Below are 15,924 nucleotides of genomic sequence, written 5' to 3'. Positions count from 1 at the left end.
ATCTTTTGATTTTGCTAAAGATTAAAAAAGACTGAAGGCAATCGACGGCACGCAGATTGATGCGCAGATTTAAAGTTTACCTGTCATTTCCAGAGGACAGACGATTACATTCTTATAAATAATCCAACCAGTCATTTGAATTAACCGAATACCCCTTTTCACAAAAAGCCTCATATCGCTCTCTGTATCTATCTATAGAAGCAGTTGCAACGTCTATGCAAATATATCCACGCCCTCTCTCCTCAACAGACAGAGACACGGGATCTATTTTGGTCGGAGAGTCGCCTACCACGACTCCCGACAAATTCGACCTGTGAAATATAAAGCTCTTCCCTCCACCGAGTGGAAGTATTAACTCCGCAATAGCAAATATTATCTCTGGCCTTGAAATCTCATAGCGATCACCCTCCTCATAGTTTTCGGAGTAGTTCTCCGGAACGAGGAACAAACTATGATTTATAATTACAAGCCAACCTTGCAAGTCAACACGACCGCCAACATTCATTTCTACTCCCCAATCAAAAGAACGTCGCACAGCGTTATCCAACGCGCTCTGTGTCGTCATATCAAGCCTCAGACGACTCGTTTACTTCCTTTATATAAGAAGTAAACATTCCACCCCCTTGATCCACATGCATCCGCCCGCACGGCTGGCATCGATAAACCGTAACAGCCCCTTGGTCTATCGTTTCGTAGAATTCTTCTTCAGACAGCCAGCGATTTGCTAGCGCATAGCCAATTTCATCTATCTTCTGTTCAGCCACCAGAGACATTTCAAACTCGGACGTCCCTCGCGACAGGTTAATGACGTGACCGCATACACAAGCAAACTTTGGCATGGCTACTGAAGCTTCCTTTTCTGTTCAAGCGCTGTCTTTTGACTCACCGTGGCTCTTAAGAAAGAAACACATTGCGCACGGTGTCCATGTCCGACTGAATGGCTTTCAGTTCTTCGTCATCGGCCCCGGCTTTAACCAGACTCTCAACACTGCACTGCCCGTACGTATCGATCAAAATAGCCAACATATCAACCGCGTAGGGACTGTCTTTCGATAACTGCAGGCCTCGTCGGTGGCCTTCCATATAAATCGCAGTCTGCAGGATTGCATTGGGGCCATGTGCGTCTTTGCGCATCAGGCGCTCCAGTTCGTCCTGGGCATAGGCAAACGCTTGCTCCGCACGAAATCCCCAGTCATCCATTGCCAGAGAATAAAGCCCTTTAACCATGCCTCTGGCCTGATTGAACAAGCTTTCAACGCGCATTTCCGTTCTACTCCGGGTCAACCAGCGGTAATTCGCAAGCAGCGAAAACGATATCAATATAGTGGCGCAATGGTAGGCAGCGGACGTCAGGGCGTCAATTTTAGAAATCGACGTGATCGCGCGCGTCCTGCTCCCGGACAAGCCCCACCCGCGCAATAATCTGTAAACTCTCCCCTCTTTCGCCGCCCATCATTTCCTCGCGGCCATCACCTCTTTAATTGTTGCGGAGTCCGCCTTGCGTCTGTTTCACACCTCCGACTGGCACCTTGGGCAAAACCTGCACGGCCAGGAGCGCGATTTCGAGCATGCGTGCTTCCTCGAATGGCTGCTGCGCCAATTGCAACTGGCGCAGCCGGACGTGCTGCTGATTGCCGGTGACATCTTCGACACGGTCAATCCGCCGGTCAAAGCGCAGGAACGTCTCTACGACTTCATCGTCAGCGCTCACGAGCAGCAGCCGTTGCTGACCATCGTGATGATTGCCGGCAACCACGATTCCGGCTCGCGGATCGAGTTGCCCGCGCCGTTGATGCGCCGTTTGCGTACGCACGCGCTGGGTCGGGTGTTGTGGCTGGATGACGGCCAACTCGATGCCGAGCGTCTGCTGCTGCCGCTGCCAAATGCCCAAGGCGAAGTCGCCGCATGGTGCCTGGCGCTGCCGTTTCTGCGTCCGGCGGAGGTGACTGGCGCGCATCTGGGCGACAACTATCTGCGCGGTATCGGCCAAGTGCATGAATGGCTGATCGAAGCGGCCAACGCCAAGCGCAAACCCGGTCAGGCGCTGATCGCCATCAGTCACGCGCACATGGCCGGTGGCTCCGTCTCGGAAGACTCCGAGCGCAGCCTGATCATCGGCAACGCCGAGGCCCTGCCAGCCAGTCTGTTCGGGCCGAGCATCAGCTACGTCGCCCTCGGCCATTTGCACAAGCCGCAGAAGGTCAATGGTGAGGAGCGCATTCGCTACAGCGGTTCGCCGATTCCGTTGTCGTTCTCCGAGATCAAATATGAACATCAGATTCTCGACGTCCTGCTTGAGGGTGAAACCCTGATCAGCGTCGAGTCGAAACACATTCCGAGATCGGTCCAGCTCCAACGCATCGGCCCGGCACCGCTGGCCGAGATCCTGCTGCAACTGGCAGACCTGCCGAACATCGACCTGCTCGCCGAAACCCAACGCCAGCCGTGGCTCGAAGTGCGCGTAACCCTCGACGAGCCGCAACCGGATCTGCGCCACCAAGTGGAAAACGCCCTGCAAGGCAAAGCCGTGCGACTGGTGCGCATCGCCGCCGAATACGCCGGCAACCGTGGCGCTGACGGCAGCGATGACGGCACTGCGCTGATCGAACTGGATCAACTCACTCCGCAGGAATTGTTCAGCCGCGCCTGGCTCGACAACTACGGCAACGAGGTCGATGAGCAGACGCTGAAGGACTTCGCCGAACTGCTGCAAGACGTGCAACTGGAGGGCGAGCAGCCATGAAGATTCTCGCCATTCGGTTGAAAAACCTCGCCTCGCTGGCCGGCCCGTTCGAAATCGATTTCACTGCTGAACCGCTGGCCAGCGCCGGTTTGTTCGCGATTACCGGCCCGACCGGCGCCGGCAAAAGTACCCTGCTCGATGCTTTATGTCTGGCGCTGTTCGGCGCCGTACCGCGTCTGAACAACACGGGCCGCGACGCCAAAGTCCCCGATGCCGACGGCGAAATCGCCACGGGTGATCCGCGCACTCTGCTGCGGCGCGGCACCGGCGAAGGTTATGCCGAGGTGGATTTTGTCGGCGTTGATGGCCGTCGTTATCGGGCGCGCTGGGAAGCAAATCGCGCCCGCGAGAAGGCTGGCGGCAAGTTGCAGGCCAGCCGTCAGAGCCTGCGCGACATCGATCAGGATCAACTGCTCGCCAGTCAGAAAGGCGAGTACAAAACTCAGCTCGAAGCCGCGCTCGGCCTCAACTTCGAACAGTTCACCCGCGCCGTGCTGCTGGCGCAGAGCGAGTTCAGCGCGTTCCTCAAAGCCGACGACAACGACCGCAGCGAACTGCTGGAAAAGCTCACCGACACCGCCCTGTACACCCGCCTCGGCCGTCGCGCCTTCGACAAAACCAAAGAGGCCCGCGAAGCGCACAAGCTGTTGCAAGATCAAGCCACCGGCGTCACCCCGTTGCCGCCCGAGGCTCGCGCCGAACTGAATGAGCGCTTCAACGCCGCGCAGCAACAGTTGAAATTGCAGCAGGCGCAGCTCAAACAGCTGGAGCAGCAGCACGGCTGGCTCAAGGATTTGCGTGTGTTGCAGGACGCCCAACAGGCCGCCACCGAGCAATTGCACAGTGCGCGGCAGCAATCGGAAAGTCTGGCCGGCGAGCGGCTGAAACTGACGCGACTGGAGCAGCTCGGTCCGCAACGGCATCAATTCGCGCGTAGAACCGAACTCGATGCGCTGCTGACGCCGTTGGCAGCACAAATTGCCGAACACACCCGGCAGCATGGCGAACTGACGGAACGTCAGACCCAACTCGAGCAGAATCTCGACGCGGCGAAAGTCGCACTGAGCGACGCGCAGCAGCGTCAGTCGGAAAATGCGCCGTTATTGCGTCAGGCCTTTGAAGAGCAAAGCACCCTCGCCCGTCTGGCTAAGGAAGTCGCCGTTTGCGCTGACGCCAAAGCCAACGCGCAACAGGCCAGCAGCGACGGCCAGAGTGCCATTCAAACCTTGCAGGAAAAGCAAAACCAAGTGGCTGAGCGTCTGCAGCGCATTGCCGCCGAGCTTGAGCAAAGTGCTCATCTGGCGCCGTTGAGCGATGCCTGGAATGCCTACCGCGATCGCCTGCAACAGCTGATGCTGATCGGCAATCGCTTGAACAAGGGCCAGGCCGAATTGGCCTCCCTTGAACAGAACGCCGCCAGCAGCGCCGAAGAACTGACCCAGCAGAAGCAACAACTGGAAGTGCTGTTCAAAGAGGCCGGCGCCGAACCGGATGCCGTCGCTGAACAGATCGGCATCCTCGGCACGCTGTTGCAGGACAACCGCAAGCAACTGCGCGCTTTTGAAGATTTGTCGCGTCTGTGGGCCAGCCAACAGGATCTCGACAAGCGTGGCGCCGAGCTTCAACAACGCCAACTCAGCGCCCAGCAGGAACGTGAACGGCTGACCCAGGACGGCGTTAAATCGAAAGCCGAACTGACCATCGCCGAACAAACCCTTAACGTCACCCGCGAACTGCTCGAGCGTCAGCGTCTGGCGCGCAGTGCCAGTGTCGAGGAGCTGCGTGCGCAGTTGCAGGACGATCAGCCGTGCCCGGTGTGCGGCAGCAACGAACATCCCTATCACCAGCCGGAAGCACTGCTGCAAAGCCTCGGTCGCCACGACGAAAGCGAACAGGCCAACGCCCAGCAAGTGGTCGATCAGCTCAAGGAAAAGCTCAGCGAGTTACGTGCCGACGTGGGTGCCGTGATTGCGCAGCAGAAAGAACTGCTGCAACAACAGGAACAACTGGCAACCCAGCAACAAGCCCTCGCGCCGAGCATTGACGCGCATCCATTGTCTGCACAGTTGCTGAATCAGGATGCCGAAAAGCGCGACGCCTGGCTCAACCGCCAGAACGAGCAGCTGAACCAGAGCATCGCTCAGGACGAACAACGTCAGAGCGCCCTGCTGACCTTGCAACAGGATGCTGCGCGCCTGACTCAGCAATTGCGTCAGGCGGAAAATGCGCATCAGCAAGCCGCGCAACAGCTGAGCAATCAGCAACGCGAATTGAGCAGCGACCGCCAGCGCCTCGACGAAGAACTGACGGCGTTCGCTACCCTGCTCCCGGCCGACACCCTTGAAGCTTTGCGCGAGGAACCGGCGGCAACCTTCATGCAGCTCGACCGGCAGATCGCCGAGCGCTTGGCGCAAGTGGATCAACGAAAGGAAGAGTTGAGCGAGCAACAACAACGCCAGCAGACCCTGGAAAAGGAACAGGATCGTCAGCAGACCCGCGTGCAGCAAGCGCAGACGGCGCAGCAGCAGTTCGCCGCGTTGGCCGAGCAACAGCAACTTTGCCAGCGGAAACTCGCGCAGTTGCTTGGCGAACACAGCAGCGCCGAGCACTGGCAACAGCAGCTTGAGCAGCAGGTGGAACAGGCGCGCAACGCCGAAACCGGCACGGCGCAGGAACTGCAAAGCGTGCGCACGCAACGTGTGCAGATCGCCGCTGAACTCAAGGCGCAGCAGCAACGTTTGCAGGCGCTGGAAGGCGAAGAACAGGATCTGGCGGCGAAGATTGCCGACTGGCGCGCGCGTCACCCCGAGCTGGATGACGGAGGCCTCGAAGACTTGCTGCGGGTCGATGACACGCAACTCGGCGAACTGCGCCAGCGCTTGCAGCAGAATGAAAAAGCCATCGAACAAGCCACGGTCTTGTTGCAGGAACGTGACCGGTTATTGGTCGACCATCAGGCGCACAGCAACGGCAATCTCGACGCCGAACAACTCGCCACAGCCCTGACCGATCTGCAACAGCAGTCCAACGTCAGCGAACAGCAATGCGCCGAACTGCGCGCCGAGCAAGTCGAGGATCAGCGCCGGCAGAACGCCAATCAGGCGCTGGCCCAGCAGATTGCCGATGCTTACGCCGAATATCAGCGCTGGGCGCGGCTGAGTACGCTGATCGGTTCCGCGACTGGCGACACCTTCCGCAAGATCGCCCAGGCCTACAACCTCGACTTGCTGGTGCACCACGCCAACGTGCAATTGCGCCAACTGGTCAAACGCTACCGCCTGAAACGCGGTGGCAGCATGCTCGGTTTGCTGGTGATGGACACCGAAATGGGCGATGAACTGCGCTCGGTGCATTCGCTGTCCGGCGGCGAAACGTTCCTCGTGTCGCTGGCCTTGGCATTGGGCCTGGCGTCGATGGCGTCGAGTACGCTGAAAATCGAATCGCTGTTTATCGACGAAGGCTTTGGCAGCCTCGATCCGGAGTCGCTGCAATTGGCGATGGATGCGCTGGATGGCTTGCAGGCGCAGGGTCGCAAAGTCGCGGTGATTTCCCACGTGCAGGAAATGCACGAGCGGATCCCGGTGCAGATTCAGGTGCAGCGTCAGGGCAATGGCTTGAGCACACTGGAGGTGAAATGAACACGCTGTACTCCTTCCGCCGCTGCCCATACGCCATGCGCGCGCGGATGGCGCTGCGCTATTCGGGCGTGCCGGTAGAGATCGTTGAAGTCAGCCTCAAAGCCAAACCGGCGGAGATGCTGGCGATCTCGCCAAAAGGCACGGTGCCGGTGCTGGATGCCGGTGGACGGGTGATCGATGAGAGCCTGGAGATCATGCGTTGGGCGTTGGCGCAGAATGATCCGGATGATTGGTTGCTGGGGGGCGATTCACGGATTGCCGAGCTGATCGAAGCCAATGATCAGGAATTCAAGATGCAGTTGAATCGCTATAAGTATGCCGAGCGTTATCCCGAGCAGCCGATGGAGGTTTATCGGGCTGAAGGCGCGGTGTATTTGCAGAAACTGGAAGCGTTGCTCAACGATCGCGATTACCTGTTAGCCGACCATCCTTGCCTGGCCGATATCGCCCTGCTGCCCTTCGTTCGGCAGTTTGCCCATGTTGATCGCGAGTGGTTTGCGCAGACACCTTATGTTCGCTTACAGGCCTGGCTGGAGCGTTTCCTCGAATCAGACCTTTTCACTTCAATTATGAAGAAGTAACTCATGTAGGAGCTGCCGAAGGCTGCGATCTTTTGATCTTTGATCGTTCCCACGCTCTGCGTGGGAATGCCTCAAGGGACGCTCTGCGTTCCAATCGGACGCGGAGCGTCCAGGGCTGCATTCCCACGCGGAGCGTGGGAACGATCAATCGCGTCGTCTAAGCCAGCGCGTTGCACATCCCGAGGGCCATGCAATCCACTTCGAACGGACCGAGAAAATCCGCCGAGACTTTGACCGGTGGATTGCCAGCCATCAGCCCCAACGTATTCGCCCGTTCAATGTTGTGCGCGATGTTGTGGTTGGCCTCTATGGCCCGCGCCAATGCGCCAACCGAGCCTTGGCCGATACCCAACAATGAAGCGCCGTTGGTGAAGAACGCCAAACCGGCAATCACCCAGAGTCTGTAGCCTTTCATGCGCCGCCGACTCCCGCGAGTTCGGCCCGGTCGACCATCACGCTGTGCGAGCGGACTTCGAACTGGATACCAGGATGGGCGACGTCAATCGGTGCGTCGAAGCTGTGTTCCATTTGTGCGGCGATGCTGACAAACAGCACCACGGCCAGGTAAAGACCGATGGCCAGGTAGGCGCCGCGTTTGGCTGAAGTGATGATTGCGCTGGCCATGGTGTTCTCCCGTGGGCATGTTTCGATGACCACAGGATCGATCAAAAAAGCCGGGGTAACCACTCAGGGTTTGCCATAGTGAACATCAGCTTCGTTGATTATTTAGCCAGTCTATCTGCGTGTTCGGGAAAACCTATGATGCTGCCGAAGGCTGCGATCTTTTGATCTTTGATCGTTCCCATGCTCTGCGTGGGAACGATCAACGTGCGCAAAAACGTAGGAGCTGCCGAAGGCTGCGATCTTTTGATTTTGCTTTTAAAAAACAAGATCGAAAGATCGCAGCCTTCGGCAGCTCCTACAGGGAGTTGTGCGCAATGGGCATTTCAGTGTTGGGCTTTATGATCCAGGGCGGCGTAGAAGTTGGCGCTTTGTTGCAGGTATTTCTGGGTGTAGCTCTGGGTGTGGGATTTTTTGCTGGCGATTTCAACGTTGGCGCTGGCTGGCAGCACAACGGTGGCGGAGATGGCGGAAGCGGCGATGACGGAGAAGAGATTGAAGTTCATGGCGGTAACCCTCGTGTTCGGTTGGCTTGCTTGCCCGGTTGGGCCGTGAAGCAAACTTAACGCTCGAGGGTAGATCGCTTGAAATGCTTTGTAGCATTACCGGTTATCAGTGCAATTGATACAAAGAGACAGGCCCCGCAAACCGGGGCCTGTGGCTTATTGTCGCACCAGAAACTTCAGGTCGCTCGGCGCGTCCATCGGCAGTTTTTGCACGGTTTTGCCGAGCAGACCAGTCTTGGCGTCGCGCTCGACGACGACAATCTGGTTGCTCTTCTGGTTGGCGATCAGCAGGAATTTGCCACTTGGATCGAGGCTGAACTCACGCGGGTGATCACCCTCAACCGAACGCTTTTGCAGCTCTTTGAGCTGCGCGGTCGCCGGGTCGATGCTGAACACCACCAGTTGATTGGCGGTGCCACGGTTGCTGACGTAAAGGAATTTGCCATCGGCAGACGTGTGCAATGCCGCACCGGCCTTGTCCGAGGTCGGCTGACCGGCGGCCAGATCGACCAGTTGCGTCTGGGTCAGCACGCCATCGTGGTAATCGAACACCGCAACCTGCGCGCTCATTTCCATGGTCAGCCAGGCATGTTTGCCGTCAGCACTGAACAACAGATGACGCGGGCCACTGCCGGCCGGCAAGGCCACCGAGGCGGTTTTCGCCGGGGTCAGCGGCAGCTCAGGATTGGCTTTCGGGTCGAATTGGTAGATGAACACCTTGTCCGCGCCCAGGTCATTGGAGAACACGTAGCGACCGTCCGGCGAAGAGACCGTCGAGTGCACGTGGTTCGAAGCCTGGCGCTCAGGATTGACCCGGCTCGCCGGGTGCGCGCTCATCTGCACAACGGGTTTGAGTTTGCCGTCAGCGCCGACCGGCAACACCGCCAGGGTTCCACCCGGATCTTCCACGACTGAATAGTTGCTGACGAACAGGTGGCTGGCATCAGCGCTGAGGCTCGAATGCGTTGGCTCGTTGCCAAGGCTCTGCACTTGATTGATCAGGCTCAGAGCGTGGGTTTTCGGATCGATCGAATAGCTGCTGACGCGACCGACCGGGTCTTTCTGGCCCGGGCCGTTTTCGTTGACCACAAACAGGCGATGCTGGTCTTTGGACAGGGTCAGCCAGGACGGGTTTTCGCTCTTCACCACTTGCAGCGGTTTGGCGTTGATCTGGCCGGTGGCACTGTCGAAATTCATTCGATAGATGCCTTGGCTGGTGCCAGCGGTGTAGGAACCGACCAGCAACTGGAAGCTTTCTGCGGACGCCGTGGACAGGCCCATGGCGCCGACGCTGCCGGCCATCAGCAGCGGCCAGAATTTACGCATTTTCATCAGTGTCATCCTCATCATCGCTGCTGCTGACTACATCGCCGAGGCAGACCAGGCGGTGTTCGCCGGTGGTCTTGGTGTCGCTGGCAAAACCAGTCACCAGCCAGCTCTGCAGGTCTTCGTCAAACGTCGCCGCTGCAACCTGCGCCGGGGTGAATTCCCAATGCTTGGCCGCGCGACCGTCGATGCATTCGATGTGCAGGTTGTCGTCTTCATCGAGGGCGAATTCGAAGGCATGCAGGCCGTCGATTTCGACCATACCGCAGTGTTCGAGGGCGTAGAGAAGGGTTTGGGCAGTCATGGCAGTAAAGTCTTTCAGGGGGAAACCGGCAATGATAGCTCATTGACGACGCAGAACCCTTGTGGGAGCTGGCCCTGCTAGCGATGGCGGCGTGCCAGGCGACTGATATGTCGACTGAATGACCGCCATCGCTAGCAGGGCTAGCTCCCACAAGGGATTGGGTGTGGCTTACAGGGTGTCGCGGGAGGGTTTGCCGTCGACCAGGCGCTGGATGCGCAGCGGGTTGGCGTTTTTCAGCGGCTCGGGCAACAAGCTGTCCGGGTAGTTCTGGAAGCACACCGGACGCAGGAAGCGGTCGATGGCCAGCGTGCCTACCGAAGTGCCACGAGCATCGGACGTCGCTGGATACGGGCCACCATGGACCATCGAATCGCACACCTCGACACCGGTCGGATAGCCGTTGAGCAGAATCCGCCCGACCTTCTGTTCCAGCAGTGGAGTGAGTTCAGCGAACTGTTCGAAGTCCGCCAGCTCGCCGATGATCGTCGCCGTCAGTTGGCCGTGCAGCCCCTGCAACGCAGCACTGAGTTGCGCCTTGTCCGCCACTTCGACGATTACCGTGGTCGGGCCGAAGACTTCTTCCTGCAGCACTTCATCGCCATTGATCAACAGACTGGCATCAGCCTTGAACAACTGCGGCTGCGCTTGATTGCCCTGCTGCGGATTACCGGCCAGATGCTCGATACCGGAATGCGCCAGCAGCTTCTGCAAGCCTTTGCCGTAGCTGCCGAGGGTGCCGGCATTGAGCATGGTTTGTGCCGGTTGATCACCGATCAAACCCGCAACCTGCTGCACGAACGCGCTGAACTCTGGCGAACGAATGCCGATCACCAGGCCCGGATTGGTGCAGAACTGACCACAGCCTTGCACCACCGAAGCGGTCAAATCGCGGGCGATGGTTTCTGCACGTTCGGCGAGTGCCTGTGGCAGAACGATCACCGGGTTGATGCTCGACATCTCGGCGAACACCGGGATTGGTTGCGGGCGCGCTGCGGCCATGTCGCACAGTGCGCGACCACCCTTGAGCGAACCAGTGAAGCCGACCGCTTGAATCGCCGGATGCTTGACCAGCCATTCACCGACGCCACCACCGTAGATCATGTTGAACACACCGGCAGGCATGGCGGTTTTTTCTGCGGCGCGGATCAGTGCATCGGCAACCAGTTCAGCCGTGGCCATGTGACCGCTGTGAGCCTTGAACACCACCGGGCAACCGGCGGCCAGCGCCGAGGCGGTATCGCCGCCAGCGGTGGAAAACGCCAATGGAAAGTTGCTCGCGCCGAACACTGCGACAGGGCCGAGGCCGATGCGGTATTGGCGCAGATCCGGGCGTGGCAATGGCTGACGATCCGGCAGCGCTTGATCGATCCGCGCCCCGTAAAAATCGCCACGGCGCAGGACTTTGGCGAACAGGCGCATTTGCCCGCTGGTACGCCCGCGCTCGCCTTGAATCCGTCCGGCCGGCAGCGCGGTTTCGCGGCAGACCACGGCAACGAAATCATCACCGAGAGCATCGAGTTCATCGGCAATCGCGTCGAGAAACTGTGCGCGACGTTCGGCGCTGAGGCTGCGATAGGCCGGGTACGCAGCAGCGGCGGCTTTGGCGGCAGCGTCGACCTCTTCCGCCGTGGCCTGGATGAAATCGTGGGGCAACTGTTCGCCCGTTGTGGCGTCGACGGATTGCAGTTTGACGTTGCCAGCGGCGCTGCGCTGACCGCCGATGTAGTTGTGACCGAGAATCTGAGTCATGGGATCTCCTTAAAGGGTGCCGATGCTGTCCGGTTCAAATGCCGCTGGAACCGGAACGATGCCATTGACCAGCGGCGCGCCGAATTCGGCCTGGCTGATTTCAAACACGTCACCCGGTTGGGTGCGGATGCCATCGGCGAACGACAGGGTTGCGGTGCCGAAGAAGTGAATGTGTACATCGCCGGGACGGAGGAACTGGCTGTACTTGAAGTGGTGGTATTCGAGGTTGGCGAGGCTGTGGCACATATTCGCCTCGCCGCTGAGAAACTCGTTCTGCCAGAGCACTTCACCGTCACGCAGGATGCGACTGCTGCCTGCCAGATGTTGAGGCAATTCACCGGTGCGAAGTTCCGGGCCGTAACTGCAACTGCGCAATTTCGAGTGCGCGAGGTACAGGTAATTCTTGCGTTCCATGACGTGGTCGGAGAATTCGTTGCCGACCGCAAAGCCCAGGCGATAAGGCTTGCCGTCGTTGCCGATGATATACAGGCCGGCCATCTCAGGCTCTTCACCGGCGTCTTCGGCAAACGGTGGCACCGGGAAGGGTTGGCCTGGACGAACGACGATGCTGCCGTCGCCTTTGTAGAACCATTCTGGTTGCACACCGGCCTGCCCCGCAGCCGGTTTACCGCCCTCCACGCCCCATTTGAAAATGCGCATGGTGTCGGTCATCGTCGCTTCATCACCGGCCTGCTGGTGCATTTTGTCCCGCGCCGAGGCACTGCCCAGATGGGTCAGGCCGGTGCCGCTGATCAGCATGTGCGCCGGGTCCGGGTGATCGAGGGGCGGCAGGATGCGCAGTTGCGCCAGCAGTTCGGCGTAGTCGTGGCTGATGCCGAGGCCGAGGGTTTGCACTTGCTGCTCGAGGGTGACCCCGGCCTCGATGGCGGCCAACGCCAGATCGCGCACGCTGCGGGCGTCCTGCACTTCGCGCACCAGACCGTTGTCGACGACGCCGACACGGCGCTCGCGGTTGCTTAATTCGAATTGAACCAGATGCATATGTCCTCTCCTGTCTACAAAACTTCGAAACACTGCAAAACCCTGTGGGAGCTGGCTTGCCAGCGATGGCAATCTGTCTGACACACCCATGTTGGATGTGCCGCCGTCATCGCTGGCAAGCCAGCTCCCACAGGTTTAGTGGTGATTGGTGGTTGGGTTTCAGGTGCGGGTTGCGCCTCTGGCACTGGCGGCGAACTGGTCTGCCGGCAGAACGTGTTTGCGTTCCAGCACGCGATAAACCACACCCGTCAGAATCAAGCCGAACACCATCACCCCGGAAAGGAAGTACAGACCTGAAGCCAGATTGCCGGTGTATTCCTTCAACGCCCCGATCACAAACGGCCCGATGTACCCGCCGAGATTGCCCACCGAGTTGATCAGCGCAATCCCCGCCGCCGCGCTCGCGCCGGCAAAGAACCGCCCCGGCAGCGTCCAGAACACCGCCGTGCAGGAAAACAGCGCGAACGCCACCAGACACAACGCCGCCAGTTGCGCCACCGGCATCGACAGCCAGGCACTCATGAACAGGCCAATCGCGCCCAGCACGTAGAGAACGGCGAGGTGCCCGTAGCGATCATTCAAGCGGTCAGAACTGCGCGGGATGATGAGCAAGCCGATGATGCCGAAGATGTACGGCACCGACGAGACGAAACCGGTGACCAGATCACTGCCGCCAAACTGTTTGATCAGCGTTGGCAACCACAGGCCCAAGCCATAAATGCTCAGCGTCACCGGCAGGTAAAACAGCGCCAGCAGCAACACGCGTTTGTCTTTCAGCGCGTGCAGCGGATTGCCGTGACGGGTCTGGCCGTATTCCTGCAGATCTTTTTTCAGCTCGCCGGTCAGCCAGTCTTTTTCTGCCTGATCCATCCATTTCACTTGTTGTGGGCCATCCGGCAACCAGCGCAGCACCGGCCAGGTCAGCAGGATCGCCGGCGTACCGATGACGATGAACAGCCACTGCCAGCCGTGCAGACCGAGAACGCCGTCCATGCCAAGCAAACCGCCGGACACCGGGCCGGTGATCATCATCGCAATCGGTTGCGAGAGGATGAACAGGCCGAGGATCTTGCCGCGATGGCGCACCGGGAACCATTGGGTGATGTAGTAGAGAACGCCGGGGAAGAACCCCGCCTCGGCCGCGCCGAGCAGAAAGCGCATCACGTAGAAACTGTGCGGGCCCTGGACGAAGGCCATGCCGATGGTGATGGCGCCCCAGGTGATCATGATTCGCGCGAACCAGCGCCGTGCGCCGAAGCGTTCGAGCATCAGGTTGCTGGGGATTTCGAGAAGGAAGTAACCGATGAAGAACAGCCCGGCGCCGAGGCCGTAAGCCGCATCGCCGATGCCGATGTCGGCGCCCATGTGCAGCTTGGCGAAGCCGACGGCGGAGCGATCCACATAGGCGATCAGGTACAGCAGGATCAGGAAGGGAATCAGTTTCAACGTAATGCGCCGTATCAGCCGCAGTTCCTGGCTCATGAGATCGGTCTCCGATTGTTGTTTTTATAGAACCTCGGGGGACGCCTCTCACGGAAAACCGCCAGGGCCATCCCTCCGTCGAAAACGACTATATAGTAATACTAATTCACCAACAACACTTCCAAACCAAGGATTTTGAGCTTAGATTAAGCCGTAGCTGGAACACTATAGTCATACAATAAGAGAATCGATCATGTCTGATAAGAAACCCACCCTGCGCTCCGCCCAATGGTTTGGCACGGCCGACAAGAACGGCTTCATGTACCGCAGCTGGATGAAGAATCAGGGCATCGCCGACCACCAGTTCCACGGCAAGCCGATCATCGGCATCTGCAACACCTGGTCGGAACTGACCCCATGCAACGCGCACTTCCGCCAGATCGCGGAGCACGTCAAACGCGGGGTGATCGAGGCTGGTGGCTTTCCTGTGGAATTCCCGGTGTTCTCCAACGGCGAATCGAACCTGCGCCCGACCGCCATGCTCACCCGCAACCTGGCGAGCATGGACGTTGAAGAAGCGATTCGCGGCAACCCGATTGACGGCGTGGTGCTGCTCACCGGTTGCGACAAAACCACCCCAGCGCTGCTGATGGGCGCGGCCAGTTGCGACGTACCGGCCATCGTCGTCACCGGCGGGCCGATGCTCAACGGCAAACACAAAGGCAAGGACATCGGTTCCGGCACTGTGGTCTGGCAGCTCAGCGAACAGGTCAAGGCCGGCACCATCACCATCGACGATTTCCTCGCCGCCGAGGGCGGCATGTCGCGTTCGGCGGGCACCTGCAACACCATGGGCACCGCATCGACCATGGCTTGCATGGCTGAAGCACTCGGCACTTCGCTGCCGCATAACGCGGCGATTCCGGCGGTGGACGCGCGGCGTTATGTGTTGGCGCACATGTCCGGCATGCGTGCGGTGGAGATGGTTCGTGAAGATCTGAAACTGTCGAAGATTCTGACCAAGGAAGCCTTTGAAAACGCTATCCGTGTCAACGCGGCCATCGGCGGCTCGACCAACGCGGTGATTCACTTGAAAGCCATCGCCGGGCGTATCGGCGTCGAGCTGGATCTGGACGACTGGACGCGCATCGGCCGGGGCATGCCGACCATTGTCGACCTGCAACCGTCGGGGCGTTTCCTGATGGAAGAGTTCTATTACGCCGGTGGTTTGCCTGCGGTGCTACGCCGTCTCGGTGAAGCCAATCTGATTCCCAACCCGAATGCGCTGACCGTCAACGGCAAGTCCATCGGCGAGAACACCAAGGACGCGCCGATCTATGGCGAAGACGAGGTGATCCGCACGCTCGACAACCCGATTCGCGCCGATGGCGGCATCTGCGTATTGCGCGGCAATCTTGCGCCGCTCGGAGCGGTGCTCAAGCCGTCCGCCGCAACGCCTGAGCTGATGCAGCATCGCGGTCGCGCGGTGGTGTTCGAGAACTTCGACATGTACAAGGCGCGGATCAACGATCCAGAGCTGGATGTCGATAAAGACTCGATTCTGGTGATGAAGAATTGCGGGCCGAAGGGTTATCCGGGCATGGCGGAAGTCGGCAACATGGGTTTGCCGGCCAAGCTGTTGGCCCAAGGTGTGACCGATATGGTGCGCATCTCTGACGCGCGTATGAGCGGCACGGCGTACGGGACAGTGGTTTTGCACGTGGCGCCGGAAGCCGCGGCCGGCGGGCCTTTGGCGACGGTGAAGGAAGGCGACTGGATCGAGCTGGATTGCGCCACCGGGCGCTTGCACCTGGATATTCCGGATGCCGAACTGGCGGCGCGCATGGCCGATCTGCAGCCACCGCAGCAGTTGTTGGTGGGCGGCTATCGTCAACTGTACATCGACCATGTGCTGCAGGCGGATCAGGGTTGCGACTTTGATTTCTTGGTCGGTTGCCGAGGCGCCGAGGTCCCGCGCCATTCCCATTAAGAGCAAAAGATCGCAGCCTTCGGCAGCTCCTACATTGGAATG

General features: G+C 59.3%; 15 protein-coding genes. 4 read left to right on the top strand and 11 right to left on the bottom strand.

Features of this window, described 5'->3' with window-relative positions; translation table 11 throughout:
• Positions 1 to 112: 112 nt before the first annotated feature.
• From AC3Y64_RS11920 to AC3Y64_RS11910, 3 genes are all read right to left on the bottom strand, one after another.
• Positions 113 to 505, bottom strand: coding sequence for a hypothetical protein (locus tag AC3Y64_RS11920; protein WP_489987594.1), 393 nt, complete (start codon positions 503 to 505; stop codon positions 113 to 115).
• Between the two features lie 61 nt (positions 506 to 566).
• Positions 567 to 839: a DUF8617 domain-containing protein gene (locus AC3Y64_RS11915; RefSeq protein ID WP_489987593.1), complete on the bottom strand. Its 273-nt coding sequence runs from the start codon at positions 837 to 839 to the stop codon at positions 567 to 569.
• Positions 840 to 894: 55 nt separating this feature from the next.
• The gene (locus AC3Y64_RS11910) at positions 895 to 1,263 is read right to left on the bottom strand and encodes a hypothetical protein (protein ID WP_489987592.1); all 369 of its coding nucleotides are present in this window, start codon (positions 1,261 to 1,263) and stop codon (positions 895 to 897) included.
• 235 nt (positions 1,264 to 1,498) lie between these two features.
• Between AC3Y64_RS11910 and AC3Y64_RS11905 the strand changes: the two genes are divergently transcribed.
• Genes AC3Y64_RS11905 through AC3Y64_RS11895 form a run of 3 tightly spaced genes read left to right on the top strand, consistent with a single transcriptional unit; the run spans position 1,499 to position 6,962 of the window.
• A complete protein-coding gene (locus AC3Y64_RS11905) occupies positions 1,499 to 2,743 on the top strand; it encodes an exonuclease SbcCD subunit D C-terminal domain-containing protein (protein WP_489987591.1) in 1,245 nt (414 codons plus the stop codon).
• Positions 2,740 to 6,381, top strand: a complete 3,642-nt coding sequence (locus AC3Y64_RS11900) for an AAA family ATPase (protein ID WP_489987590.1) — start codon at positions 2,740 to 2,742, stop codon at positions 6,379 to 6,381. Before AC3Y64_RS11905 ends, AC3Y64_RS11900 begins: the two co-directional genes overlap by 4 nt.
• Positions 6,378 to 6,962: a glutathione S-transferase gene (locus AC3Y64_RS11895; protein WP_489987589.1), complete on the top strand. Its 585-nt coding sequence runs from the start codon at positions 6,378 to 6,380 to the stop codon at positions 6,960 to 6,962. The genes AC3Y64_RS11900 and AC3Y64_RS11895 overlap by 4 nt, the downstream gene beginning before the upstream one ends.
• Before the next feature lie 157 nt (positions 6,963 to 7,119).
• Here AC3Y64_RS11895 and AC3Y64_RS11890 read toward each other — a convergent pair whose 3' ends face one another.
• The 8 genes from AC3Y64_RS11890 to AC3Y64_RS11855 all read right to left on the bottom strand — a co-directional run bounded on the left by AC3Y64_RS11890 (position 7,120) and on the right by AC3Y64_RS11855 (position 13,952).
• A complete protein-coding gene (locus tag AC3Y64_RS11890; protein ID WP_016984393.1) occupies positions 7,120 to 7,377 on the bottom strand; it encodes a hypothetical protein in 258 nt (85 codons plus the stop codon).
• Positions 7,374 to 7,586 carry a hypothetical protein gene (locus AC3Y64_RS11885; protein WP_158956051.1) on the bottom strand — a complete coding sequence of 71 codons (213 nt, stop codon included), beginning with the start codon at positions 7,584 to 7,586 and terminating at the stop codon, positions 7,374 to 7,376. The genes AC3Y64_RS11890 and AC3Y64_RS11885 overlap by 4 nt, the downstream gene beginning before the upstream one ends.
• Before the next feature lie 323 nt (positions 7,587 to 7,909).
• Positions 7,910 to 8,089, bottom strand: a complete 180-nt coding sequence (locus AC3Y64_RS11880) for a hypothetical protein (RefSeq protein ID WP_122594286.1) — start codon at positions 8,087 to 8,089, stop codon at positions 7,910 to 7,912.
• 156 nt (positions 8,090 to 8,245) lie between these two features.
• Positions 8,246 to 9,421, bottom strand: coding sequence for a lactonase family protein (locus tag AC3Y64_RS11875; protein WP_489987588.1), 1,176 nt, complete (start codon positions 9,419 to 9,421; stop codon positions 8,246 to 8,248).
• Positions 9,408 to 9,719: a DUF5629 family protein gene (locus tag AC3Y64_RS11870; RefSeq protein ID WP_489987587.1), complete on the bottom strand. Its 312-nt coding sequence runs from the start codon at positions 9,717 to 9,719 to the stop codon at positions 9,408 to 9,410. The genes AC3Y64_RS11875 and AC3Y64_RS11870 overlap by 14 nt, the downstream gene beginning before the upstream one ends.
• Before the next feature lie 168 nt (positions 9,720 to 9,887).
• Positions 9,888 to 11,468: an aldehyde dehydrogenase (NADP(+)) gene (locus tag AC3Y64_RS11865; RefSeq protein ID WP_489987586.1), complete on the bottom strand. Its 1,581-nt coding sequence runs from the start codon at positions 11,466 to 11,468 to the stop codon at positions 9,888 to 9,890.
• A 9-nt stretch (positions 11,469 to 11,477) separates the two neighbouring features.
• Complete coding sequence (araD1, locus tag AC3Y64_RS11860; RefSeq protein WP_489987585.1) at positions 11,478 to 12,470, bottom strand: AraD1 family protein; 993 nt, start codon at positions 12,468 to 12,470, stop codon at positions 11,478 to 11,480.
• Positions 12,471 to 12,629: 159 nt separating this feature from the next.
• Positions 12,630 to 13,952, bottom strand: coding sequence for an MFS transporter (locus tag AC3Y64_RS11855; protein WP_489987584.1), 1,323 nt, complete (start codon positions 13,950 to 13,952; stop codon positions 12,630 to 12,632).
• A gap of 193 nt (positions 13,953 to 14,145) precedes the next feature.
• Between AC3Y64_RS11855 and AC3Y64_RS11850 the strand changes: the two genes are divergently transcribed.
• On the top strand, positions 14,146 to 15,882 hold the full coding sequence (locus AC3Y64_RS11850; protein ID WP_007917984.1) for an IlvD/Edd family dehydratase: 1,737 nt from the start codon (positions 14,146 to 14,148) through the stop codon (positions 15,880 to 15,882).
• The last annotated feature ends 42 nt before the right edge of the window (positions 15,883 to 15,924 follow it).

This window comes from Pseudomonas sp. 4CAES_32.4 (assembly GCF_058136335.1).
This window is presented reverse-complemented; position numbering and strand designations above follow the sequence as displayed.